This is a genomic window from Pantoea sp. BJFS-204, from assembly GCF_049310725.1.
GTDB classification, from domain to species: domain Bacteria; phylum Pseudomonadota; class Gammaproteobacteria; order Enterobacterales; family Enterobacteriaceae; genus Pantoea; species Pantoea agglomerans.
Map to the genome: position 1 here is coordinate 16,210 of NZ_JBMOWE010000003.1, position 25,176 is coordinate 41,385.

The 25,176-nt window shown below is 54.9% G+C and carries 21 protein-coding genes and 4 tRNA genes; 4 read left to right on the forward strand and 21 right to left on the reverse strand.

The genetic code is table 11. From position 1 onward, the window contains the following. Positions 1 to 4 precede the first annotated feature (4 nt). Positions 5 to 805, forward strand: coding sequence for a cytochrome C assembly family protein (locus ACO6VX_RS11210; protein WP_010248489.1), 801 nt, complete (start codon positions 5 to 7; stop codon positions 803 to 805). Between the two features lie 15 nt (positions 806 to 820). Beyond that, on the forward strand, positions 821 to 2,107 hold the full coding sequence (locus tag ACO6VX_RS11215; protein ID WP_022623780.1) for an HlyC/CorC family transporter: 1,287 nt from the start codon (positions 821 to 823) through the stop codon (positions 2,105 to 2,107). A gap of 61 nt (positions 2,108 to 2,168) precedes the next feature. Here ACO6VX_RS11215 and luxS read toward each other — a convergent pair whose 3' ends face one another. From luxS to tam, 14 genes are all read right to left on the reverse strand, one after another. Further along, complete coding sequence (gene luxS / locus ACO6VX_RS11220; protein WP_009086888.1) at positions 2,169 to 2,684, reverse strand: S-ribosylhomocysteine lyase; 516 nt, start codon at positions 2,682 to 2,684, stop codon at positions 2,169 to 2,171. Between the two features lie 151 nt (positions 2,685 to 2,835). Continuing rightward, entirely contained in the window at positions 2,836 to 4,443 is a 1,608-nt protein-coding gene (gene gshA, locus ACO6VX_RS11225) for a glutamate--cysteine ligase (RefSeq protein WP_033770020.1), read from the reverse strand. 31 nt (positions 4,444 to 4,474) lie between these two features. Further along, positions 4,475 to 4,903, reverse strand: coding sequence for a YqaA family protein (locus ACO6VX_RS11230; protein WP_010248498.1), 429 nt, complete (start codon positions 4,901 to 4,903; stop codon positions 4,475 to 4,477). Continuing rightward, positions 4,900 to 5,466 (reverse strand): fructose-1-phosphate/6-phosphogluconate phosphatase, encoded by a 567-nt coding sequence (gene yqaB / locus ACO6VX_RS11235; RefSeq protein WP_422431789.1) that lies wholly within the window; start codon positions 5,464 to 5,466, stop codon positions 4,900 to 4,902. The genes ACO6VX_RS11230 and yqaB overlap by 4 nt, the downstream gene beginning before the upstream one ends. A gap of 462 nt (positions 5,467 to 5,928) precedes the next feature. Next, positions 5,929 to 6,005 (reverse strand) — tRNA-Arg (locus tag ACO6VX_RS11240). Between the two features lie 71 nt (positions 6,006 to 6,076). Then, positions 6,077 to 6,153, reverse strand: a tRNA-Arg gene (locus ACO6VX_RS11245). 75 nt (positions 6,154 to 6,228) lie between these two features. Next, a tRNA-Arg gene (locus ACO6VX_RS11250) sits at positions 6,229 to 6,305 on the reverse strand. An 8-nt stretch (positions 6,306 to 6,313) separates the two neighbouring features. Next, positions 6,314 to 6,406: transfer RNA gene (locus tag ACO6VX_RS11255), tRNA-Ser, on the reverse strand. 283 nt (positions 6,407 to 6,689) lie between these two features. Next, on the reverse strand, positions 6,690 to 6,875 hold the full coding sequence (gene csrA, locus ACO6VX_RS11260) for a carbon storage regulator CsrA (RefSeq protein WP_008927091.1): 186 nt from the start codon (positions 6,873 to 6,875) through the stop codon (positions 6,690 to 6,692). A gap of 250 nt (positions 6,876 to 7,125) precedes the next feature. Beyond that, positions 7,126 to 9,753 (reverse strand): alanine--tRNA ligase, encoded by a 2,628-nt coding sequence (gene alaS / locus ACO6VX_RS11265; RefSeq protein WP_422431791.1) that lies wholly within the window; start codon positions 9,751 to 9,753, stop codon positions 7,126 to 7,128. Between the two features lie 133 nt (positions 9,754 to 9,886). Further along, on the reverse strand, positions 9,887 to 10,405 hold the full coding sequence (locus ACO6VX_RS11270) for a regulatory protein RecX (protein WP_010248508.1): 519 nt from the start codon (positions 10,403 to 10,405) through the stop codon (positions 9,887 to 9,889). Positions 10,406 to 10,528: 123 nt separating this feature from the next. Then, on the reverse strand, positions 10,529 to 11,596 hold the full coding sequence (recA, locus tag ACO6VX_RS11275; RefSeq protein WP_010248510.1) for a recombinase RecA: 1,068 nt from the start codon (positions 11,594 to 11,596) through the stop codon (positions 10,529 to 10,531). 95 nt (positions 11,597 to 11,691) lie between these two features. Continuing rightward, on the reverse strand, positions 11,692 to 12,186 hold the full coding sequence (gene pncC, locus ACO6VX_RS11280; protein WP_010672121.1) for a nicotinamide-nucleotide amidase: 495 nt from the start codon (positions 12,184 to 12,186) through the stop codon (positions 11,692 to 11,694). Positions 12,187 to 12,291: 105 nt separating this feature from the next. Next, entirely contained in the window at positions 12,292 to 13,068 is a 777-nt protein-coding gene (tam, locus tag ACO6VX_RS11285; RefSeq protein WP_157353810.1) for a trans-aconitate 2-methyltransferase, read from the reverse strand. A gap of 167 nt (positions 13,069 to 13,235) precedes the next feature. Here tam and ACO6VX_RS11290 point away from each other — a divergent pair, with 167 nt between their 5' ends. After that, the gene (locus ACO6VX_RS11290; protein WP_287061372.1) at positions 13,236 to 14,123 is read left to right on the forward strand and encodes a dihydrodipicolinate synthase family protein; all 888 of its coding nucleotides are present in this window, start codon (positions 13,236 to 13,238) and stop codon (positions 14,121 to 14,123) included. 34 nt (positions 14,124 to 14,157) lie between these two features. Here the strand turns inward: ACO6VX_RS11290 and ACO6VX_RS11295 are convergent, their stop codons facing one another. From ACO6VX_RS11295 to ACO6VX_RS11325, 7 genes are all read right to left on the reverse strand, one after another. After that, positions 14,158 to 14,493 (reverse strand): zinc ribbon domain-containing protein YjdM, encoded by a 336-nt coding sequence (locus ACO6VX_RS11295; protein WP_033770017.1) that lies wholly within the window; start codon positions 14,491 to 14,493, stop codon positions 14,158 to 14,160. Between the two features lie 80 nt (positions 14,494 to 14,573). After that, positions 14,574 to 15,656 carry a lytic murein transglycosylase B gene (gene mltB, locus ACO6VX_RS11300; RefSeq protein WP_422431796.1) on the reverse strand — a complete coding sequence of 361 codons (1,083 nt, stop codon included), beginning with the start codon at positions 15,654 to 15,656 and terminating at the stop codon, positions 14,574 to 14,576. A 149-nt stretch (positions 15,657 to 15,805) separates the two neighbouring features. Further along, complete coding sequence (gene narI / locus ACO6VX_RS11305) at positions 15,806 to 16,483, reverse strand: respiratory nitrate reductase subunit gamma (protein WP_022623789.1); 678 nt, start codon at positions 16,481 to 16,483, stop codon at positions 15,806 to 15,808. Further along, positions 16,480 to 17,208 carry a nitrate reductase molybdenum cofactor assembly chaperone gene (narJ, locus tag ACO6VX_RS11310; RefSeq protein WP_346460669.1) on the reverse strand — a complete coding sequence of 243 codons (729 nt, stop codon included), beginning with the start codon at positions 17,206 to 17,208 and terminating at the stop codon, positions 16,480 to 16,482. The genes narI and narJ overlap by 4 nt, the downstream gene beginning before the upstream one ends. Further along, complete coding sequence (narH, locus tag ACO6VX_RS11315; protein WP_010248525.1) at positions 17,205 to 18,749, reverse strand: nitrate reductase subunit beta; 1,545 nt, start codon at positions 18,747 to 18,749, stop codon at positions 17,205 to 17,207. The genes narJ and narH overlap by 4 nt, the downstream gene beginning before the upstream one ends. Beyond that, positions 18,746 to 22,507, reverse strand: coding sequence for a nitrate reductase subunit alpha (locus ACO6VX_RS11320; RefSeq protein ID WP_422431799.1), 3,762 nt, complete (start codon positions 22,505 to 22,507; stop codon positions 18,746 to 18,748). The genes narH and ACO6VX_RS11320 overlap by 4 nt, the downstream gene beginning before the upstream one ends. Positions 22,508 to 22,608: 101 nt before the next feature. After that, on the reverse strand, positions 22,609 to 24,000 hold the full coding sequence (locus ACO6VX_RS11325) for a NarK family nitrate/nitrite MFS transporter (protein ID WP_422431801.1): 1,392 nt from the start codon (positions 23,998 to 24,000) through the stop codon (positions 22,609 to 22,611). A 316-nt stretch (positions 24,001 to 24,316) separates the two neighbouring features. Here ACO6VX_RS11325 and narL point away from each other — a divergent pair, with 316 nt between their 5' ends. Next, entirely contained in the window at positions 24,317 to 24,964 is a 648-nt protein-coding gene (gene narL / locus ACO6VX_RS11330; RefSeq protein WP_010248531.1) for a two-component system response regulator NarL, read from the forward strand. Positions 24,965 to 25,176: the final 212 nt, after the last annotated feature.

Genomic DNA, 25,176 nt, shown 5'->3' on the forward strand with positions numbered 1-25,176 from the left:
ATCTATGTTCGTTTTCGCGATAGTGGCGCTATTCGCCTACTCCTTAAGTCTTGCCCTGATCATTCCCAGCCTGTTGAAACGTAACGGCGGCTGGCGGCGAATGGCGATGCTCTCTGCCTGTGTGGCGCTGGTGACACACGCGGTGGCCTTGCAGCAACGCATATTTGCTGTTGATAGCGGACAGAATTTAAGCCTGCTCAACATAGGCTCGCTGGTCAGCCTGTTGATTTGCGCCATCATGACCATTGTGGCGTCACGCAACCGTGGCTGGCTGCTACTGCCGATTGTCTACAGCTTCGCGCTGATCAATCTGGCCTTCGCCACTTTTGTGCCCAATGCGTTTATCACCCATCTGGAAACCACGCCAGGCATGATGATCCATATCGGCCTGTCGCTGTTCGCCTACGCGACGCTGATTATTGCCGCGCTCTATGCACTGCAGCTGGCGTGGATCGATTACCAGTTAAAAAACAAGCGCCTGGCGTTCACACAGGATATGCCGCCGCTGCTGACCATTGAACGTAAGATGTTTCACATCACCCAGGTGGGCGTCGTGCTGTTGACGCTGGTGCTCTGCACCGGTCTGTTTTATATGCAGGATCTCTTCAGCGCAGAAAACGTCGATAAAGCCGTGCTTTCCATCATCGCGTGGTTTGTTTATATCGTTTTGCTCTGGGGGCACTATCATGAAGGCTGGCGTGGTCGCCGCGTCGTCTGGTTTAACTGCAGCGGTGCGGTGCTGTTAACCATGGCTTACTTCGGCAGTCGCATCCTGCAGCATCTGCTTGTCCCCACCTCTCGTTAAAAAGGAAGTTCTGCGTTGGAGAATGTTTCAACCACCACGCTGATTATTATTCTCTGCGTCATGGTACTGGTTTCCGCCTGGTTTGCCGGGTCGGAAACCGGAATGATGACGCTTAACCGCTATAAGCTGCGCCATCAGGCTAAAAACGGCAGCCGCCCCGCACGCCGGGTGGAGAAGTTACTGCGTCGCCCTGACCGGTTGCTCAGCCTGGTATTAATCGGCAATAACCTGGTGAATATTCTGGCTTCCGCACTTGCCACCATTGTTGGCATGCGTATTCACGGTGACGAAGGGGTCGCGATCGCAACCGGTATCCTGACCTTTGTGGTGCTGGTATTTGCTGAAGTGCTGCCAAAAACAGTGGCGGCCCTCTATCCCGAACGCGTCGCCTTTCCCAGCAGCCTGCTGCTGGTCCCGCTGCAATACATCATGCTGCCGCTGGTCTGGCTACTGAACACCATTACGCGTCTGCTGATGAGGATGGCGGGTATCCGCGCTGACGGTGCCATTAACTCCGCGCTGAGCAAAGAGGAGTTGCGTACCATCGTCTATGAGTCACGTAGCCTGATGTCACGCCGTAATCAGGACATGCTGCTCTCCGTGCTCGACCTGGAGAAAGTCAGCGTTGATGACATCATGGTTCCGCGTAACGAGATCGTCGGCATTAATATCAACGATGACTGGAAGTCGGTGGTGCGCCAGTTGAGCCACTCGCCACACGGCCGCATTGTGCTGTTCCGGGACTCGCTGGATGACTGCGTCGGCATGCTGCGGGTGCGCGAAGCCTGGCGCATGATGACGGAGAAAAAAGAGTTCACCAAAGAGACGCTGCTGCGCGCCGCCGATGAGATCTACTACATCCCGGAAGGGACACCGCTGAACACCCAACTGGTGAAGTTCCAGCGCAACAAAGAGAAAGCGGGCGTGGTGGTGGATGAGTATGGCGACATCAAAGGGCTGGTGACAATAGAGGACATTCTGGAGGAGATCGTGGGTGACTTCACCACCTCCATGTCACCATCACTGGCAGAAGAAGTGATGCCGCAGAATGATGGGTCCGTGCTGATTGAAGGCAGCGCCAGTGTGCGTGAAATTAACAAGGCGTTTAACTGGCAACTGCCAGAGCAGGAAGCGCGCACCATCAACGGCATGCTGCTGGAAGCGCTGGAAGAGATCCCTGCCATCGCCACCCGTGTTCAGATCGGCCACTACAACGTCGATATTCTGGACGTGCAGGACAACATGATTAAACAAGTGCGCATCACGCCGAAGACGCCACTGAAAAAATCGGTAGGTTCCTGAAGCGATAAAAAAACGCCGCAATCGACATGATGCGGCGTTTTTTTTAGCAGCAAAGCCCTGACTAGATGTGCAGTTCTTTCAGCTTTTCAGCAGGCAGTTTCAGATCTTCGTTGCGGTTAACACCGATCTCATGCGCCAGCACATTGCGGGCGATCTGCTGCGCTTCATCCAGTGAGTGCAGCTTGTAGCTGCCGCACTGGTATTCATTCAGCTCAGGGATCTGGTTCTGATCTTTCACTTTCAGAACATCTTCCATCGCCCCTTTCCACGCTTTGGCAACGCGCTGCTCGTCTGGTGTACCAATCAGGCTCATGTAGAAGCCGGTGCGGCAACCCATTGGCGAGATATCGACGATTTCCACACCATCACCATTCAGGTGATCACGCATGAAGCCGGCAAAGAGATGCTCCAGCGTATGAATGCCACGCTCAGTGAGAATATCAATGTTCGGGCGGCAAAAACGCAGGTCAAAAACGGTAATCGTATCGCCATGCGGAGTCTTCATGGTTTTCGCCACGCGAACTGCCGGTGCGCCCATGATGGTGTGATCAACGGTAAAACTGTCCAGTAGTGGCATACGTCACCTCCTGTTCTGAGAATTTTTTTTTAAAACGATGAAACTTTTCTGTTCGCCCAACGTCTGAATATATGAAAGACGCGCATTTGTTATCATCATCCCTGACAACAGAGATGTTAATTTGGCCACATTGATGTGGCCTTTTTCTTTTCTACCCTTCCCGGCTCGCCAGATACGCTTCAAAATCCAGCTTATCATTTGCTTCCAGCTGCTGCTGTGCAGCAACAGACGCCTGCGCCTGACGCGTGAAATCTTCTTCTGTCAGCACTTCCAGCGGCTCTTCGCAGAGCAGATGGCGATACTGTTCAGCCAGCGCCACGCCGGTTCCGGTTACACCATTGTCCTTCATTGCCTGAAGGATGCGCGCCGAGTAGGTTAGCTCAGGATCGTCGAACGATGCTACCAGTTGATCGCAAACCTGCTGATATTCCGTGCTGTCCTGATTATGACTGTCTAACACTTCAGCAACCCGACGCAGATCGGCAAACAGGGTTTTGCCCACTTCAACCAGCGAATGTTCCGCTTCTCCGCAGCCTACGGCAATTTTCTGGTCCGGTTTACGCCCTTCCAGCACAACCCGGTTCCAGTTTATACGGGTGCATTGCAACTCATCTGCACTCATTTCCGGCGCATCGGCCAGGGTACACCAGATCAGGAACAGGTCGAGGAAGCGAACCTGATTCTCATCTACGCCGATCGCAGAGAACGGATTGATATCCAGCGAACGCACTTCAATGTACTCAATACCACCACGCAGCAGCGCATCAGAGGGCGCTTCACCCGAGCGTGTCACACGCTTAGGCCGGATTGGCGCATAGAGCTCGTTTTCAATCTGCAGCACGTTGGTGTTGAGCTGCAGCCAGTTACCGTCGGCATCTTTAGTGCCCATCGCTGCATACTCTTCTGACGGCGTCTTAATCGCTTTCTTCAGCGCAGTGACATAGCCTTCCAGTGAGTTAAACGTGATGCCCAGAGAGCTCTGCGATTTATTGGTGTAGCCTAAATCGCTCAGACGCAGTGAGGTAGCATACGGCAGCCACATCGTGTCTTTGTCGTTGGTTTCGAATGGCAGCGCGCTCTCACGGCCCTGCAGGAAGCTGGAGCTGATAGCAGGCGATGCGCCAAACAGATAGGGGATCACCCAGCCGAAGCGATAATAGTTGCGGATCAGCCGCAGATAGCCCGCCGAGATCGTCTCTTTTCCGCTTTCCTTATCTTTCACGTCAGCCCACTCCTGCCAGAATGAGAGTGGCAGTGAGAAGTTATAGTGAATGCCGGAGATGGTCTGCATCAACGCGCCGTAGCGGTTTTTCAGTCCTTCGCGGTAGAGCGTCTTCATCTGACCAATATTGGACGTGCCATATTGCGCTAGTTCAATATTGTCCGCATCGTCAATCACGCATGGCATACTAAATGGCCACATGCGTTCATCACCCAGTTCACGGGCAACGTGACGATGAATATCGCGCAGGAATGCCAGCATATGATCAATGCTGTGATCCACTGGCGTAATAAACTCCAGCAACGTTTCGGCAAAGTCAGTGGTGATCCAGTCATGTTTCAGCGCCGAACCCAGAGATTCCGGGTGGCCGCTTTTTGCCAGCTCGCCATTTGCCTGTACACGCAGCGTTTCACGCTCGATGCCACGGCCAATACCTTTAAGGGCATTGGGATGCGCTTCCAGCCAGGAGAGCGCTTTAGATACGTCCGGGATCACATTACCCCCCCGCTGTGATAATAATTTATTTTTGTTCAGCATAATGTTAACCGTAGCCTCGAATCTGTGCGAATCAATGCCACCATTGCATACCCTGTAATGTGGCAGTCGCGATAACGATATAACGCAGTGTTTTGCCGACAGCGAGAAACAGCATCGCGGGTAGCCAGGCGAAACGTAACCAGCCTGCCAGAACGCAGAGCAGATCACCTATCACTGGCAGCCAGCTGAATAACAGTGCTGCAGGTCCCAGTCGGTGCAACCACGTCATTGCTGTGTCATGCCATCGCCCCTGACGTTTTAACGGCAGCAAGCGACCAATAAGAATGTTGGTTAAGCCGCCCAAGGTGTTTCCCAGTGATGCGGCCAAAAGCAACCCGTAAACTGATGTCTTTTTTGCTATCAATAGTGCTATCAGCAGTGCTTCAGAACTTCCCGGCAGGAGCGTTGCACTTAAAAAGCTGCTGCCGAACATCGAGGCATAGGTAAGAACGTCACTCACAGTAAGCGGACATCCACCACAGCCATACCTGCCGCCTTCGCTGCCTGAATACCAAAGTCCGCATCCTCAAACACCACACAACGTGCCGGCGTCACACCCATCAGCTCAGCGCAGCGTAAGAAGGTTTCAGGCTCAGGTATATGACGCTGTACGTCGTCAGCACCGACGACGGCCGAAAAGAGCTCACGTACGCCCAGCTGCGTCAGTAACGCCTCTGCCATGCTGTGTTCGCTTCCGGTACCGACCGCCATCGGACGACGCCCGTGATACGCTTTCACCACCTCCATTAAAGGCAGTGGCTTCACGTTTTCCAGCAGCATCGCTTTCACGGCAGCGGTTTTTTCTGCGGCAAGAAGATGAGGGTCGAGTGACGACTGATTGGATTCAATGATGAACTGCGACAGCCGCCAGGTTGGTGCGCCATTGAAGTCGATAATACGTGCTTCATCCAGCGTTAATCCATAACGCGTCAGTACCTGACGCCACGCTTTTCGATGTGTCGGCTCAGTATCAAGAATCGTGCCGTCCATATCGAAAATCAGGGCGTCATATTGATCGTACATTGTCACTCCGGACATTCATCAAATGAGACATTACTTTAGCCTAATGTGGACAGGTTGTCGCCAGGGGGGATGAACAGCAAATGCTTTGAAAGCATTAACAATTTTTGTTTTCAGATAAAGGTGATCGTGCACGACCAGCGATAAACGTACGAAATTCCAGCGTTTTTTTAACATTCTTCTGGCAGACAAGCGGCGGCGGACGGGCATGGGCAGCAAAACAGAAGGCGTTGATGCGGGAAACAGGCGTTTCGGATCGCTTAAGTCAGGATGATGAATCAATGGGGCAGATTAAACAGGAAAAGAGTGCGTGTGAAGCCAGAGGGAAACTGCAGAGGTTTTTCAGGATACTCACTCAGCGTTTGCTGTACGGGCGGTTACGGAAGTAACGCTATCGTGTTTAGTGAGGTCTTAGCGATCATCGCGCCATGATACTTTGAGGGATTTTGAGGCTAAAGAAGAAGATGGTGCATCCAGGAGGATTCGAACCTCCGACCGCTCGGTTCGTAGCCGAGTACTCTATCCAGCTGAGCTATGGATGCATTGGGGTCTATCTTTTGAGGTACAACTTTTTATGGACTTACAGAAACCAACCTAAGGATGTTACAAAGAATGGTGCATCCAGGAGGATTCGAACCTCCGACCGCTCGGTTCGTAGCCGAGTACTCTATCCAGCTGAGCTATGGATGCATAAAACAAATTCTTGTACAACGCAGGGTGCTAACTACTCACCATGAAAGGAATTGCTAATTCGCTTTGTTTCGATGGTGCATCCAGGAGGATTCGAACCTCCGACCGCTCGGTTCGTAGCCGAGTACTCTATCCAGCTGAGCTATGGATGCATCGAAAATGGCGGTGAGGGAGGGATTCGAACCCTCGATACAGCTTTTGACCGTATACTCCCTTAGCAGGGGAGCGCCTTCAGCCTCTCGGCCACCTCACCTTACGCTTTCTTTCGAACTGTGCGTCTGAACGTTGTTTCTGCTCATCGGCACTGCGTGGCGCACATATTACTTTCCCGGACTTTTAAGTCAAACAATTTTTCCGAAACTTTGTTTGATTGAGCAAATCACACACAATTGGGACAAAATGGCGACAAAAAGAGTGAATTATCAACAATGAAAGATGATGGCGTTAACAAAACAGAGGAGGAACAGGTAGAAAGAAAAGGCAGGATTTTTACAGAAAGCGGTAGCGCCTCGCACAGGTGCGAGACGCTGAATCCGTTAAACGCTGGTTTGTTGCGTTTTTTCAGCCTGGATGCGTTGATAGATCTCTTCGCGATGCACAGACACTTCTTTCGGCGCGTTAACACCGATACGAACCTGGTTACCCTTAACACCCAGCACCGTTACAGTTACCTCATCACCGATCATGAGGGTTTCACCAACTCGACGAGTTAGAATAAGCATTCTTTGCTCCTTGAAAGATTAAAAGAGTCGGGCTTGTACAGGCTCCCGGCATTATCCATCATTTAACGCTGCACAATGTGTATGAGAAATACACCAATGCACATCGATGCGCCAATACATTCTGCTGATAGTTAGTTTAGCCGAAATACACTACATCAACCTGACTTTGTCATTTGCTGCTTTAGCATCGTATTAAAAAGCGCCGGAACAACCGTTCTGACGCTTTTTACGATGCCTTGTTTTAATTCACTTACAGACGGCTGCTGACCCAGTCCTCAACCCCTGCTAATGCGCCTTTCAGAGCACCCGCATCGTTACCACCAGCTTGTGCCATATCAGGACGGCCACCGCCCTTACCGCCAACCTGCTGAGCCAGACCGGCAATCAACTCACCCGCTTTAACACGGTCAGTCAGATCTTTGGTCACACCCGCAATCAGCGACACCTTACCTTCAGTAACCGTTGCCAGCACAATAATCGCCGACCCCAGCTGATTCTTAAGATCATCAACCATGGTACGCAACATTTTAGGTTCAACATTGTTGAGCTCACTGACTAACAGTTTCACTCCCTTAATGTCGATAGCATTGCTGCTCAGTGAAGCGCTCTCCTGCGCGGCTTGCTGATCGCGCAGTTGCTGCAACTCTTTCTCCAGAGCCCGTACATGATCGACCAGACCACGCACTTTCTCATTCAGGTTGCTGCTGTTCGCTTTTACCAGCTGCGCAAGATCCTGCAGCTGGCTGCTCTGCGCATTGACCTGCGCCAGCGCGCCTTCACCCGTAATCGCTTCGATACGACGAATACCGGCTGCGGTACCTGACTCCGCCTGAATACGGAACAGCCCGATGTCACCCGTGCGCGCAGCATGGGTACCACCACACAGCTCAACAGAGAAATCACCCATGGTCAGAACACGCACGCGCTGATCATATTTCTCGCCAAACAGTGCCATTGCCCCTTTAGACTTCGCCGCATCCAGATCCATCACTTCGGTTTCAACCGGCAGGTTGCGACGAATTTGCGCATTGACGATATCTTCGACCTGACGAATCTCCTGAGGTTTCATCGCTTCGAAATGCGAGAAATCGAAACGCAGGTACTTGTCGTTAACCAGCGAGCCTTTCTGCGCCACATGCTCACCTAAAACCTGACGCAAGGCGGCATGCAGTAAGTGAGTAGCAGAGTGGTTAAGACGGATGCGCGCACGGCGTGCCGCATCAACCTGCGCCTCAAGGTGATCACCGATACGCAACTGCCCTGCGGTCAGCTTACCGACATGACCGATTGCCTGACCATATTTTTGTGTATCCTGGACGCTAAATTCAGCATTCTTCCCTTTCAGCAGACCGGTATCGCCTACCTGGCCACCCGATTCGCCATAGAATGGCGTTTCATCCAGCACGACCACGGCATCCTGACCCGCGGTCACTTCATCAACCGCCTCGCCTGCAACATAGAGCGCTTTCACCGTGGCAGCTAAATCGAGCTGGTCGTAGCCTTTGAAGGATGAGGCGGCATCAATACGAATAACGTTGCTGTAGTCAGCGCCGAAGCCACTCGCTTCACGTGCGCGCTGACGCTGCTGCTCCATCGCCCGCTCAAAGCCGGCTTCGTCGATCTTCAGATTGCGTTCGCGACAGACGTCAGCCGTTAAATCAGCCGGGAAACCAAAGGTATCGTAGAGACGGAAGACGATTTCACCATCCAGCGTGTCGCCCTGCAGTTTTTCCAGCTCTTCGTCCAGCAGCGCCAGTCCGCGCTCCAGGGTTCTGGCAAACTGATCTTCTTCGCTTTTCAGCACCTGCTCAACCTGAGCCTGCTGGCGCTGTAACTCTTCACCTGCGGCACCCATGACCTCAATCAGTGGCGCAACCAGTTTATAGAAGAAGGCCTCTTTGGCGCCCAGCATGTTGCCATGACGCACGGCACGACGAATGATACGACGCAGCACGTAGCCACGGTTCTCATTAGACGGGATGACGCCATCGGCAATCAGGAATGCACAGGAGCGAATGTGGTCGGCAATGACACGCAGCGATTTGTTACTGAGGTCAGTGGCACCGGTAACCTGTGCCACGGCCTGAATCAGTTTCTGGAACAGGTCGATTTCATAGTTGGAGTTGACGTGTTGCAGAACGGCAGAAATACGCTCAAGGCCCATTCCGGTATCAACCGACGGTTTTGGCAGCGGCAGCATGGTGCCATCAGCCTGACGGTTGAACTGCATAAAGACGATGTTCCAGATCTCAATGTAACGGTCACCATCTTCTTCCGGGCTGCCCGGCGGGCCACCCCAGATGTGATCGCCATGATCGTAGAAAATCTCGCTGCACGGACCACAAGGACCGGTATCGCCCATCTGCCAGAAGTTATCTGACGCATACGCACTGCCCTTGTTGTCGCCGATGCGAATAATGCGTTCACGTGGCACACCGATTTCATTCGCCCAGATATCAAAGGCTTCATCGTCGGTTTCATAGATCGTCACCCACAGACGCTCTTTTGGCAGGCTGAACCACTGCTCGCTCGTCAGCAGTTCCCAGGCAAAACCAATCGCCTCTCTCTTGAAATAGTCACCAAAGCTGAAGTTACCCAGCATTTCAAAGAAGGTGTGGTGACGTGCGGTGTAACCGACGTTTTCAAGATCGTTGTGTTTGCCGCCTGCGCGTACGCAGCGCTGTGACGTGGTCGCACGTGTGTAGTCACGTTTGTCCTGACCGAGGAACACATCTTTAAACTGGTTCATCCCGGCGTTAGTAAACAACAACGTTGGATCGTTATTCGGTACGAGGGAGCTGCTGGTTACAACCTCATGTCCCTTGCTATGAAAAAAGTCGAGAAACGCTTGACGGATCTCAGCAGTGCTCTTGCTCATATATATCCTGGAATCACGCTAACGAACGTTCCCTCTGATCGGCGCGACCACATTCTGGTGGTGCCTGATTAGCGGAACAAAAAGTGGGAATAAGATAAATTTTCTTCAGTGGGAAGTAAAATTACATCGGCTTTTAGTCATCAAAATTTCTGAAAATGGACTGGATATCTTCGCTCATAAAACCCTTTGACTGCAGATAGCGTAGTACTTTCGCTTTCTCTTTCCACTCTGTGGGCAGCGGGTGTCCGAATTTTCGTTCAGCCAGCTGAGCCGCGCACGCCGCCCAGTCTACCTCAGTCTCTTCCATTGCAAGATCAATGGCTTCACGGTCGATGCCTTTCTGGCCCAGTTCAAGGCGCACGCGCTGCGATCCAAAGCCTTTACGGCTCCGGCTCTGAATAAATCGTTCGGTGAAACGCTCGTCGTTTAACCAGCCGCTTTCCTGACACCAGTTAAGAACCTGTTCCAGCAACGCTTCGGTAACAATTTCGGGCTCTTTTTTCTGCGCCCACGCAGCACGCTGCGCTGATTGTTGCAGTTTACGCGCTAACTCTGCACGGCTGTGATCGCGCTGACCCAGAATACGCATCGCACGGTCAAGCAGACGAGAGTAAGAGACGACATTAGGTTGGGGCTGAGAGGGTTCAGTCATACTGCGCACCTTGTACAAACAGAGGGAGATTATGGCGACAGAACAGGACAGAGGGAAGGCAAGAAAGGCAATAGAGGGGGATAAAAACTACGGGAGAGGCTTTCGCCCCTCCCGCATCAGAGATTAGAAGTCTTCGTTCGCTTCAGCCGCGTCTTCTTTCTCAGCAGCCTTGTCGGCTGCTGCGAGTTTTTCATCCGCGCCGTTGAGCAACATCTCACGTAACTTCAGATCAATCTCGTTTGCCACAGCAGCATTCTCTTTCAGGAAGTTGCCGGCATTCGATTTACCCTGACCAATCTTGTCGCCATTGTAGCTGTACCATGCACCCGCTTTTTCAATCAGCTTGTGCTTCACGCCCAGGTCGACCAGCTCACCAAAGGTATTGATACCTTCGCCGTACATGATCTGGAACTCAGCCTGTTTGAATGGCGCGGCGATTTTGTTTTTCACCACTTTAACGCGGGTCTCACTGCCGACCACGTTATCGCCCTCTTTGATTGCACCGATACGGCGGATATCAAGACGGACAGAGGCGTAGAACTTCAGCGCGTTACCACCAGTGGTGGTTTCCGGGTTACCAAACATCACACCAATTTTCATACGGATCTGGTTGATGAAAATCAGCAGGGTATTGGACTGCTTCAGGTTACCGGCCAGTTTACGCATCGCCTGGCTCATCATACGTGCCGCGAGGCCCATGTGTGAGTCACCGATTTCACCTTCGATTTCCGCTTTAGGCGTCAGCGCCGCGACGGAGTCGACGATGATCACGTCAACGGCACCAGAGCGCGCCAGCGCATCACAGATTTCCAGCGCCTGCTCACCAGTGTCTGGCTGAGAGCAGAGCAGGTTATCAATGTCTACGCCGAGTTTCTTGGCGTAAACCGGATCAAGCGCATGCTCGGCATCGATAAAGGCACAGGTTTTACCTTTACGCTGTGCAGATGCGATAACCTGCAAAGTCAGCGTGGTTTTACCTGAAGACTCGGGTCCGTAGATCTCAACGATACGGCCCATTGGCAGACCGCCTGCGCCTAATGCGATATCCAGCGACAGCGAGCCGGTAGAGATAGTTTCCACATCCATTGAGCGGTCTTCACCCAAGCGCATGATGGAGCCTTTACCAAATTGCTTCTCAATCTGGCCAAGCGCGGCAGCTAAAGCCTTCTGTTTGTTTTCATCAATCGCCATTTCAACTCCTAATCAAGCCGGGTAAACACGCACTCAGGGTGCCTGTACTCTTTCTGTTGCCGACAATTATACTGTATAGTCATACAGTATCAAGTTTAATTTGTCAGAAATTCGCCATACAGTTTCTGCAGGGCCCATGCCACCGACTGGCGGCGTACGGCATCACGATCGCCGCTAAAATGCTGCTGAAAAGTCAATACGTTATCCTGCGGCCCGGCAAAGCCAAACCACACCGTGCCCACCGGTTTTTCTTCACTGCCGCCATCCGGACCGGCAATACCGCTGACGGAGATCGCGTAGTCAGCATGGGCCGCCCTGCGGGCACCCAGCGCCATCTCCCGCACCACCACATCACTTACCGCACCATACTGCAACAGCGAAGCAGCCTGAACACTGACCATCTGCTGTTTGGCCTGGTTACTGTAGGTCACAAAACCCCGCTCGAACCAGGCGGAGCTGCCGCTGATATCGGTAAAGACTTTGGCAATCCATCCCCCCGTGCAGGATTCCGCACAGGTTACGGTGGCATTGCGCTGCTTCAGCTTCTCACCTATCTGCGCACTAAGCGCCTGCAATTGCTGATCATCCATTGCGACTCTCCCTTTGGCTGTGGGTTGAAGGTGGTGCAGAAAAACCGCTTTTTCAAGGTCACTCACCATTATTACGCTGTTTTTGCGGCCAGCTTTCCACTGCGCTTACCGGTTTTTCACCGCAACCATAAAAAGACGCGGGAAGGCGAGCAACACCTGACCATCGGCCTGAGCCGGATAAGCCGCGAGCAAACGCTGATGATAATCGGTCAGAAACGCCGTCTGTTCGGTCTCATCCAGCGTTGCCAGGAAAGGCCGTAAACCGGTCGCCTGCAGCCAGCTGATAATCGCCTGCGCATCGGCCATCACGTGATAATAGGTGGTACGCCAGATATCCACCTCACAGCCGGCCTGCGTCAGCAGATCGTAATACTCGCCCGTGGAAAGCAGCTGTGTACGTTCAGCGGCATCGGCATTGATGCGTGAACGCCAGCGATCCGTTGCCGCCACCTCGCGCATCAGCCGGTGCGACGGCTCATTGAGGTTATCAGGCATCTGGATCGCCAGCACGCCACCGGGCGCCAGCTGGCTGACCAGATGGGGAAACAGCGTTGCGTGATTATTCAGCCATTGCAGAGACGCGTTGGCGTAGACCACCTGCTGCGGCACATCGGCCTGCCAGTTGCGGATGTCCGCCTGGATAAAACGACAGTGCGGCAGGCGTTCAGCGGCCTGAGTTAACATCGTGGCGGAACTGTCCAGCCCGGTAATCTGCGCCAGTGGCCAGGCATCAGCGAGCAGCTCGGTGCTGTTACCGGGCCCGCATCCCAGATCGGTCACCTGCTCAACCTGTTCCAGGCTGAGGCGCGCCAGAAGTTCGCGGGCTGGACGGGTTCGTTCTGCTTCAAACTTACGGTACAGCACAGGATCCCACTCTTTCATCATGACCTCTCGCTCAGTTATCAGATGCATCCGCTTACTGAGACGGATGAAAGAGGAAAAAGTGCGACCCGTTGCTCATTTTTGAATCATGCGCTGGCAGAGACCGGCCGGAGTCATTAAGTTAAAACGCTGTTTCATTTTTTTAACATCCGATTCAGGAGTCATTTATGAGTGAAAAATCGCCCTTTGCCGGTGTCTGGTGCCCTTCAGTCACCCCGTTTAATGCGCAGGGTGCGGTCGATATTGATGCGCTCGGGCGACATTTCTCCCGCCTCAATGACTCCGGTATCGATACCTTACTGGTAATGGGCAGCATTGGCGAGTTCGCCTCACTGACGCAGCAGGAACGCTTACAACTGATTCAGGAAGCCAGACCCTTGTCATCGCTGAAGATGGTCGCGAACGTCTCGGCAACCTGCATCCCTGACATGCTGGAGCTGGCTGAAGCCGCCTGGAAAAATGACTTTGACGCGGTGATGGTGCTGCCGCCCTACTATTATGGCCAGACGCAAAACCAGCTGATGCACTACTTCGAAGCACTGGACGCCCAACTGGGTGGTAAATGGTTTGCCTACAATTTTCCGGCCCGCACCGGCTGCGATCTGACGCCCGCGCTGATTGCCGCCCTGGCGGCAAAGCTGCCCAACTTCGCCGGCATTAAAGATACGGTGGATTGCCTGTCGCATAACCGGATGATGATTGAAGAGACCCGCAAGGTGCGTAGCGATTTCGCCGTACTGTCGGGGTATGACGAGTACCTGCTCCCGAACCTGCTGGCGGGCGGTGCCGGTGTAATTTCAGGACTGAATAATATTGTGCCGGAGTACTTTGCGCAGATGATGACGGCATGGCGAAGTGGCAATCTGCCGGAGCTGACGCGCCTGCAGCAGCAGATCGGCCGTCTGATGGCGATTTACAATATCGGAGATGATTTCGTAACGACAATTAAAACGGCCGTGGCACGGCGCTATGACTCGATGAGCAGCGGCTCACGAAACTACGGTGGCACGCTGAATGCGGAACAGTGTGCCGCAATTGATAAGCTGTTCAGCTAAGCAGGAAAGCGGGCGCATCCCTGCGCCCCCGATCTCAGTTCTTTTTCACAAACTCAGATTTTAATTTCATCGGGCCAAAACCGTCGATTTTACAATCGATGTTGTGGTCCCCTTCAACCAGACGAATGCTTTTCACTTTAGTGCCGATCTTCAGCGATGAAGAACTGCCCTTCACCTTGAGATCTTTGATCACCGTGACGCTGTCGCCATCTGCCAGCAGATTGCCGTTGGCATCACGCACTTCCAGTGATGCGTTGCTGCTGTCACCTTCTCCCTCGGTCCAGATGTGACCGCAGGAGGGGCAGTTAAGGTTATCGCCATCTTGCCAGGTGTAATCGGCGTGACAAGCCGGGCAGGCAGGTAAAGACATAATGACTCCAGAAATATCAGTGGCTGTGTGGCCTGAAAAAGGGTGTCATCATATAACCTTACAGTTAACAAGGATAGCCTTTATAACAGGCCGCCCTGGCGCGCCTTGCTCACCGCCTCACCCAGCTGCCACACCGCCATCGCATAATGGGTACTGTGGTTGTAGCGGGTAATGACATAGAAATTGGGTAAGCCGTACCAGTACTGGTAGCTGGTGCCCAAATCCAGGCGTAGCAGACTGACCTGATCGTTACCGTCCAGCGAGCCCTGTGGTGACAATCCTGACGCCGCCAGCATGCTCACGCTGTAACGGGTTTTGAAGCCATCTTCCAGCATCGGTGCCTGACCGCTGGCCGGTACCGCCACATTTTCGCCGCTGCGCCAGCCATGCTTCTGAAAATAGTGCGCCACGCTGCCGATAGCATCCACCGGATCCCACAGGTTTGCATGACCGTCTCCGTTGAAATCAACCGCATAATCATTGTAAGAGGAGGGCATAAACTGACCATAGCCCATCGCCCCGGCAAAGGAGCCTTTCAGCGCCAGCGGGTCATCCTGCTCTTTGCGCGACATCAACAGAAAGGTTTCCAGCTCGCTGCTGAAGTACTCTGCGCGGCGCGGATAGTTAAAGGATAAGGTCGCAAGCGCATCCAGAATCCGCGTTTTCCCCATCACACGACCCCAGCGGGTTTCCACGCCAATGATGCCCACGATAATTTCCGGTGGCACGCCATAAACCTGCTGTGCGCGTTGCAGGGCATCCTGATACTGATTCCAGAACGCCACCCCATTTTGCACGTTATCGGGCGTAATGAACTTGTTGCGATAGCGGATCCAGGCGCCATTAGGCCCTGGCGCTGGCGTATAGCTTGGTGCCTGACGGTCCATCAGTCGCAGCACATAATCCAGTCGTTTGGCCTGACCGATGATGTTGTGCAGTTGCTGACGGTCAAAGTCATGCTTCTCCACCATCTTATCGATAAATTGCTCTGCTGCCGGGTTACCGGCAAAGTCGCCAAACATCGCCTGTCCGCTGTGCGACGGCTGCAGTAAAAAACCGCCCTGTGGCGCAGCCAGCATCTTCTGCTGGGACTGGACTTCAGGTTTGCTGCTGCAGGAGGCCAGAAGCGGGATGAACGCAAGGAAGGCTAACTTGAGGCGCATCGGTTATCCATAAACGAGGGGTAATTTCAGATGCGGTAATAGTAGACGTTCAGCGCAATGACATACAGGGCAAAATCTTAAAAAAACGTCAAGGCAGCCGTGGGCTAAAATGGCTGCGGGGCTCTCTCTGCCCCGCAGCCATCATGCGCTTAGCGGCGGTTTCTCACCAGCTGATAGCGACGGGTCAGATACTCAACCGGCGCGCTCCAGATATGCACCAGCCGGCAGAACGGGAACAGCAGGAACAGCGTCATTCCCAGCACCATGTGCACGCGGTAGATAAACGCCACGCCGTCGAGATGCTGCGAAGCCCCACCGTGGAAGGTCACCACCGCCTGCGCCCAGCCCACCAGCTTCATCATTTCACTGCCGTCCATATGCTGGGCGGAGAAGGGAATGGTCAGCAGGCCCAGCGTCGCCTGAGCCACCAGCAGGGTCATGATCAGAATATCACCGACGCTACTGGTCGCCCGCACCCGTGGATTGGTCAGACGGCGCTTCAGCAGCAGTCCACCGCCCACCAGTGTCATCGCCCCGAACAGGCCACCGGCAATCATCGCCAGTTTCTGCTTCACGTCGATCGGCAGGAAGGATTCATACATCCAGTGCGGCGTCAGCATCCCGACGATGTGACCGAAGAAAATACCGATGATGCCGATGTGAAACAGGTTGGAGGCGAGACGCATCCCTTTTTTGTCCAGCATCTGACTGGAACCGGCACGCCAGCTGTACTGCCCGTAGTCATAGCGCAGCCAGCTTCCCACCAGGAAGACCGTTCCGGCGAGATAGGGGTAAATATCGAAGAAGAAAGTGTTAATAAAATTCATGCTGATTCTCCTGTGGTACGCGCCGTCGTCGCGGCGATGTCCAGATACTGCGGCGCGACCGCCTCGGCGAAGCGACGCTGATGCATCGCCTGCTGCGCCGAGGCGCAGCCCTGCTCGCCGAGAAATTTAATCTGCTCCTCTTCCCAGACAGCATCCAGTGCTGCCGGCGTATCGTCGCGCGCTTCCTGCGCCACCTGTGGCTTGAGGGCCGCAGGATCAACCGCGCTACCGGACAGCGTCAGTAATACTGTGAAGAGATCGGCGTAGGGGCTCTGACGCTCTTCAAGCCGCGCCGCCAGCAAGGCCAGGATAGGCACGATGTCGTCCAGTCCCTGACGCGCGGCCTCATCGCTTTTACAGGCGAGATACTCCAGGTAGAGCGGCAGGAAATCGGGCAGCTCTTTGCTGTCCAGCTCCAGACCATCGGCACGATACTGTTCCAGCAGATCAACCATCGCCTGACCGCGATCGCGTGACTCACCGTGCACGTGTTCAAACAGCAGCAGCGAGGTGGCGCGGCCACGATCAAACAGTTCGCAGTAGTCAGCCTGCACGTCGAGCAGTGGCCGGGCACAGAGCTGATTGATAAAACGCACCAGCCGTGCGCTCTGCTGCAGGTTGAGTTCAGTGGCGTCATCCAGCGCCGCGATCAGGTCGGAAGAGTGGGTAAACAGCGCCTCGTCCGGGTAGTCCAGCAGCCGCGAAAGAATCCGTAACGTCATCATGAGGCATCCTCCGGACGAATGGTTTTCTTACTGACGTCGATGGCATCAATACGGCGGCTGTTGAACAGGTTGAATTTGCTGTCGCTGCCGTGACAGCCATCGCCAAAGCTAAAGCCGCAGCCTTTGCTTTCCGGGAAGGCTTCACGCGCCAGTTCGCGATGGCTGGAAGGCACCACAAAGCGATCTTCATAGTTCGCGATCGCCAGATAGCGGTACATCTCCTGCGCCTGCGCTTCGGTCAGGCCGACCTGCTCCAGCGCCCGGATATCATGCTCACCGTCCACGCTTTCTGCGCGTTTGTAATGACGCATTGCCAGCATCCGCTTCAGTGCCAGCAGCACCGGTGCGGTGTCGCCTGCGGTCAGCAGGTTCGCCAGATACTCAACCGGAATGCGCAGGCTCTCCACATCCGGCAGCACGCCGGTGTGCGCCAGCGCCCCGCCATCCACCGCCGACTGAATCGGTGACAGTGGTGGCACATACCAGACCATCGGCAGCGTGCGGTATTCAGGGTGAAGTGGCAGCGCCAGCTTCCACTCCATCGCCATTTTATAGACCGGTGAACGCTGTGCTGCATCGATCACGCTCTGCGCAACGCCATCTTTCAGCGCCTGCGCAATCACCGCCGGATCGTTGGGATCAAGGAAGATATCCAGTTGGCTCTGATAGAGATCTTTCTCGTTTTCCGCTGCGGCCGCCTGTTCAATGCGGTCAGCGTCATAGAGCAACACGCCGAGATAGCGGATACGGCCGACACAGGTTTCTGAACAGACGGTGGGCTGGCCCGCTTCAATGCGCGGATAACAGAAAATGCATTTTTCTGATTTGCCGCTTTTCCAGTTGAAGTAGATCTTCTTGTACGGACAGCCGGTGAGGCACATCCGCCAGCCGCGACATTTATCCTGGTCGATCAGCACGATGCCATCTTCGCCGCGTTTGTAGATCGCGCCGCTTGGGCAGGTCGCCACACACGCCGGGTTGAGGCAGTGCTCACACAGGCGCGGCAGGTACATCATGAAGGTGTGCTCAAACTGACCGTAAATCTCCTTCTGGATGTTATCGAAGTTCTTATCCTGCGAACGTTTGGCAAACTCGCCGCCGAGGATCTCTTCCCAGTTCGGGCCGTTTTCGATCTTTTTCATCCGCTGACCGGTGATCAGCGAGCGCGGACGCGCAATCGGCTGATGCTTACCGGCGGGCGCATTGTGCAGATGCTGATAATCAAAATCGAACGGTTCGTAGTAATCATCCAGCGCGGGCACATCCGGGTTGGCGAAAATCTTCGACAGCAGGCCGATGCGACTGCCCATGCGCGGCTCCAGCTTACCATTGATCTTACGGATCCAGCCGCCCTTCCACTTCTGCTGATCTTCCCAGGCGTGCGGATAACCAACGCCCGGTTTACTTTCGACGTTGTTAAACCAGGCGTACTCCATGCCCTCGCGGCTGGTCCAGACATTTTTACAGGTTACCGAGCAGGTGTGGCAGCCGATACATTTGTCGAGGTTCAGCACCATGCCGACCTGTGAACGAATTTTCATGGTTTTACCTCCTGCTGGCTGCCCTGGCAGGCATCGTTGCCTTCCCCATCTAACCAGTTAACGTTGTTCATTTTTCTCACTACCACGAACTCATCGCGGTTAGAGCCAACGGTGCCGTAGTAGTTAAAGCCCCAGGAGAGCTGCGCATAACCGCCGATCATATGAGTCGGTTTCGGGCAGGTACGCGTCACCGAGTTATGGATCCCGCCGCGCTGGCTGGTGATCTCCGAGCCAGGGATATTCACGATACGTTCCTGCGCGTGGTACATCATGGTCATACCGGCCGGGATGCGCTGGCTCACTACTGCACGTGCAGTCAGCGCACCGTTGGCGTTGAACGCCTCGATCCAGTCGTTATCCACAATACCCAGCTCACGAGCGTCATCTTCACTCATCCAGACAATCGGTCCGCCGCGCGACAGTGTCAGCATCAGCAGGTTGTCGCTGTAGGTGGAGTGAATGCCCCACTTCTGGTGTGGCGTCAGGAAGTTCAGCGCCTTCTCCGGGTTACCGTTGGGTTTGCTGTTCAGCAACGGCTTCGCCGCACGGGTATCGATTGGCGGACGATAGACCATCAGGCTCTCGCCAAAGGCGCGCATCCACTCATGATCCTGATAGAGCTGCTGACGGCCGCTCAGGGTTCGCCACGGGATCAGCTCATGAACGTTGGTGTAGCAGGCGTTGTAAGAGACATGTTCATCTTCCAGCCCTGACCAGGTCGGGCTGGAGATAATTTTGCGCGGCTGCGCCTGGATATCGCGGAAGCGAATCTTCTCATCTTCTTTATTGAGCGCCAGGTGGGTGTGGTCACGACCGGTAATTACGCCCAGCGCCTGCCAGGCTTTCACCGCCACCTGACCATTGGTTTCCGGTGCCAGCGCCAGGATCACTTCTGCCGCATCGATCGCCGTGTCGATATTCGGCCGCCCCGCTGCCGGGCCATTGGCTTTGACATAGTTCAGTTGCTTGAGGAAATCGACCTCTTTGCTGGTGTTCCAGCTGATACCTTTGCCGCCGTTACCCAGGGTCTCCAGCAACGGTCCCAGCGAGGTAAAGCGCTCCCAGGTCGCCGGATAGTCGCGCTCCACCACCATAATGTGTGGCGCGGTTTTACCCGGAATCAGATCGCATTCGCCTTTTTTCCAGTCTTTCGCCTCAAAAGGCTGCGCCAGTTCCGCGGGCGAGTCATGCAATACCGGCAGAGTAACGACGTCCGTTTCAACGCCTAAATGACCCGGGCAGAGATCGGAGAAGGCTTTGGCGATACCTTTGTAGATCTCCCAGTCACTTTTTGAGTCCCAGGCAGGATCGACGGCCGCCGAAAGCGGATGAATAAACGGATGCATATCCGAGGTATTCATATCGTCTTTTTCATACCAGGTCGCCGTTGGCAGCACGACATCAGAGTAGAGACAGGTGCTCGACATGCGGAAGTCGAGTGTGACCACCAGATCCAGTTTGCCTTCGGCGCCCTGATCCAGCCACTCCACCTCTTCCGGCTTCACGCGGCCCTGCTGGCCTAAATCTTTGCCCTGAATGCCGTTTTCCGTGCCCAGCAGATACTTCAGCATGTACTCATGCCCTTTACCGGATGAGCCGAGCAGATTGGAGCGCCAGACAAACAGGTTACGCGGGAAGTTCTGCGGATCGTCCGGCTGTTCAGCGGCAAACCGCATGGTGCCCTGCTTCAGGCTTTCCACGGTGTAATCCAGCGGCGACTGACCGGCGGCTTTCGCCTGCGCCGCGATGTGCAGCGGGTTGACGTTAAGCTGCGGCGCTGAAGGCAGCCAGCCCATACGTTCGGAACGGACGTTAAGGTCAATCAGGCTGCCGCTGTAGCGACTTTTATCCGCCAGCGGGGAGAGCAATTCGCTGGTGGCCAGGGTTTCATAGCGCCACTGACTGGAGTGGTTGTAGAAGAAGGAGGTGCTGTTCATCTGGCGTGGCGGACGCTGCCAGTCCAGGCCAAAGGCCAGCGGGGTCCAGCCGGTCTGCGGACGGAGTTTCTCCTGGCCGACATAGTGCGCCCAGCCACCGCCGCTCTGACCAACGCAGCCGCAGAAAATCAGCATGTTCATCAGGCCACGATAGTTCATGTCCATGTGATACCAGTGGTTCATACCGGCACCGACGATGATCATCGAACGACCGCGGGTTTTCTCGGCGTTTTCGGCAAATTCACGGGCAATGCGAATGATGTTCTGACGGGAGACACCCGTAATCTGCTCCGCCCAGGCCGGGCTGTACGCTTTGATGTCGTCGTAGGTTTGCGCGCAGTTGGCATCATCCAGACCGCGATCCAGACCATAATTCGCCAGCGTCAGATCGTAGACGCTGGTGACCAGCGCTTCACTGCCATCCGCCAGTTGCAGGCGTTTCACCGGCAGCTTATGCAGCAGGATTTCGTCCAGCGCAACGCTGTTGAAATGCTCGCTGGTAATGCCACCGAAGTAAGGGAAACCGACCTCCACCACCTCATCATGGCTGCCGAGCAGGCTGAGCTGCAGTTCAACTTCCTGATGTGATGCCCCATCACGCTGCTCGAGGTTCCATTTGCCTTTTTCGCCCCAGCGGAAGCCGATAGATCCCTGCGGCGCAATCAGTTCCCCGGTCGCCTCGTTAATCGCGACGGTTTTCCACTCCGGGTTATTCTCCTGACCGAGCCCATCCACCAGATCGCTGGCGCGCAGCTGACGGCCGGCGGCGTAAAACCCGCCCTCACGGGGTTCCAGCAGTACCAGCATCGGCATATCGGTGTAACGGCGCACATAGTCGCGGAAATAGCCAACTTCGCGATCAAGATGAAACTCTTTCAGCATCACGTGGCCCATCGCCAGCGCCATCGCGCTGTCGGTGCCCTGCTTCGGACTCAGCCACTGGTCACACAGCTTCGCGACCTCAGCATAGTCCGGCGTGATCGCCACGGTTTTCGTCCCTTTATAGCGGACTTCCGTAAAGAAGTGCGCATCCGGGGTACGGGTCTGCGGCACGTTAGAGCCCCAGGCAATAATGTAGGAGGAGTTGTACCAGTCAGCCGATTCCGGCACGTCGGTCTGCTCGCCCCAGGTCATCGGTGAGGCCGGCGGCAGATCGCAGTACCAGTCGTAGAAGCTCAGACAGGTTCCGCCAATCAGTGACAGGTAACGTGCGCCCGCAGCGTAAGAGACCATCGACATCGCCGGAATCGGTGAGAATCCCATAATGCGGTCAGGGCCGTAGGTCTTCGCGGTGCAGATGTTCGCGGCGGCGATCATCTCGTTGACTTCCTGCCAGCTGGAGCGGACAAAGCCGCCGCGTCCACGCGCCTGTTTGTAGCTTCTGGCCTTTTCAGTATTACTGATGATGGATGCCCAGGCGTCCACCGGGTCGCTGTGCTGCGCTTTCGCGTCGCGCCAGAGCTGAATCAGCTTCTTGCGCATTAACGGATATTTCAGGCGGTTAGCGCTGTAGAGATACCACGAGTAGCTGGCACCGCGTGGGCAGCCACGCGGCTCATGGTTTGGCAGATCGGGACGGGTACGCGGATAGTCGGTCTGCTGGGTCTCCCAGGTGACCAGTCCATTTTTGACGTAGATTTTCCAGCTGCATGAGCCGGTACAGTTAACGCCGTGCGTGGAGCGCACGATTTTATCGTGCTGCCAGCGACTGCGATAGCCATCTTCCCAGTCGCGGTTGCTGTTTAACGTCTGGCCATGCTGGCCAGAAAAGGGTTCGGCCAGCTGTTTGAAATAGCGAAACCGATCAAGAAACTTGCTCATCCGGAATACTCCTGAAGGCTTAATGTGACATTGCTGACTCTGCATCTGTCCCGACACAGAAAGTGAAATTGTGCCGGTGCGCCACACCGGCTTTGTCGTTATCAGGCGCGTGATTTTCGGCCGTAAACCAGCCAGGTCACCGCGATGCAGCAGAGATAAAAGACCAGGAAGATTTTCATCGCGCCGGCGGGTGAACCGGTCATGGCGAGCGACAGGCCAAAAGTCTGCGGAATAAAGAAACCGCCCAGCGCGCCAATGGCGGAGATAAAGCCGAGCGCAGCAGAGGTTTCTGTTGCCGCTTCGCGCTGTGCCAGCGCATCGTCGCCGCCCTCAGCTTTGATACGTTCCAGCGTCAGCTTACGGAAGATCACCGCAATCATCTGGTAGGTGGAGCCGCTGCCCAGCCCGGACGTCAGGAACAGGCCCATAAACACGGCGAAGAAGGCCACGAACGAGCCATCATGTCCGGCACCCGGCAGGGTAAGGAACAGCAGCGCAGCAAACAGCGCCATCAGCACGTAGTTGATCAGCGTGACGCGGGTACCGCCGAAGCGGTCAGAAATGATGCCGCCTCCTGAACGGGCCAGCGCGCCAATAAAGGGGCCGAAAAAGGCGTAATGCATTATCACGACATCAGGAAATTGCGTCTTCGTCAGCATGGCAAAACCGGCAGAGAAACCGATAAATGAGCCAAAGGTGGCCAGATAGAGCAGCGCCATAACCCACAGGTGGGGACGTTTCAGCACCGGTAACTGCTCACGCAGCGAGGATTTCGCCGCCGCCAGGTCGTTCATGCCGAACCAGGCCGCCAGCGTGCCGATCGCCAGGAACGGCACCCAGATCCAGGCGGCATTTTCCAGCCAGATGCTGTCGCCGGTGATGGTGGTCTGACCCACATCGGCAAAACCAAAAATGGCACAGGAGATCGCCAGCGGGGCGACAAACTGCATTACGCTGACGCCAAGGTTACCGAGGCCGCCGTTGATACCCAGCGCGCCGCCCTGACGGGCTTTGGGAAAGAAGAAGCTGATATTGCCCATGCTCGACGCGAAGTTAGCGCCACCAAAACCGCACAGCAGGGAAATCACCATAAAAGTGGTGAATGAGGTCTGGCTGTCCTGTACGGCAAAGCCGAGCCAAAGGCAGGGAATGATCAGGATGCCGGTGCTGAAGGCGGTCCAGCGACGTCCTCCAAAGATGGGAATAACAAAAGAGTAAGGCACACGCAGCAACGCGCCAGAAACCGACGGCAGTGCGGTCAGTAAAAAGAGCTGCTCAGTGCTGAAGGTAAAGCCAACTTTATTCAGGTTAACCGCAACGGTGCTGAACAGCATCCAGACGCAGAAGCCCAGCAGCAGACAGAAGACAGAAATCCACAGGTTACGGCTGGCGATACGTTTACCACGCGCCTGCCAGAACGCGTCGTTTTCCGGTTGCCAGTCCTGAATTAACGCGCCGCGCGTCGGGGTTTGCAAAGAGGTGGATTGGGTCATAAATCTCTCATCAGCAGAATAATAATTGTGCGTATCCTGCGCATCCGCCGTGGTGTCGGGCTTGATACAAATCAACGGCAATGCAGGTTACAGAGGCGCGGCGCCCTCTCTTCACCCCGGTTAAGTAGTTGACTGAATTCAGATAACCCTTATAAATCATAGGGTTTAAACGCGGCCGCGAATGCCTTCTGTAAAAGGGTGTCCGACTGGAAATAAAGGAGTAGTCCATTGGGGGTATATAGCGACCCCGCTTCACCGGTAAGATAGGCTCTCCGCCCGCTCAGGGCTGGCGTATGTGACAGGAACAGGAGCCATTGTGACGGCAGAGAAATTTACGCTTTTATTGATCGACGACCATCCCATGCTGCGCAATGGCCTGAAGCAGCTGATTGCGCTGGATGAAAGGCTGCAGGTGGTTGCCGAAGCGGGTAATGGCATTGATGGCCTGGCGCTGGCACAGCAGCATGATCCCGACCTGATCCTGCTTGATCTTAATATGCCAGGTCTGAACGGACTGGATACCCTGACCCAGCTGCGTGAGATAGCCCTTTCTGGCCGGGTGGTGGTGTTCAGCGTTTCAGATAATGAAGAGGATGTGGTCAGCGCGCTGAAGCGCGGCGCTGATGGTTATCTGCTGAAAGATATGGAACCGGAAGCCTTACTGAAAGCGCTGCATCAGGCTGCTGCCGGTCAGATCGTGCTGAGCGAGGCGTTAACCCCGATTCTGGTCGCCCGGTTGCGTGAAGCGCAGCCTGCTCAGACGCGCGACATCAATCAGCTGACCCGGCGCGAACGCGATATTCTGCAACTGATCAGCGACGGGATGACCAATAAAGCGATTGCCCGCAAGCTGGCCATCAGTGAAAGCACGGTTAAGGTTCACGTTAAATATCTGCTGAAAAAGATGAACCTTAAATCCCGACTTGAAGCCGCCGTCTGGGCGCTGCAGAACGGGCTGCACTGACTTTTCCCCCTTCCCGATGCGGCGCAGTGCCGTCCTGCCGGCCATAAACTGCCGCAGAAATCGCGAGCCGCCTCGCAGCCCCGCATCAGCGTCATGAGAACAGGCACTTTTTTGTCGCCAGCCGCCGCCACATTTGCCAGGATGCCTGTCAGGTTACACCCGGTCAGGATTGCGGTTGTGCATCACGCTGGCATATGCCCTGCCCTATTCGT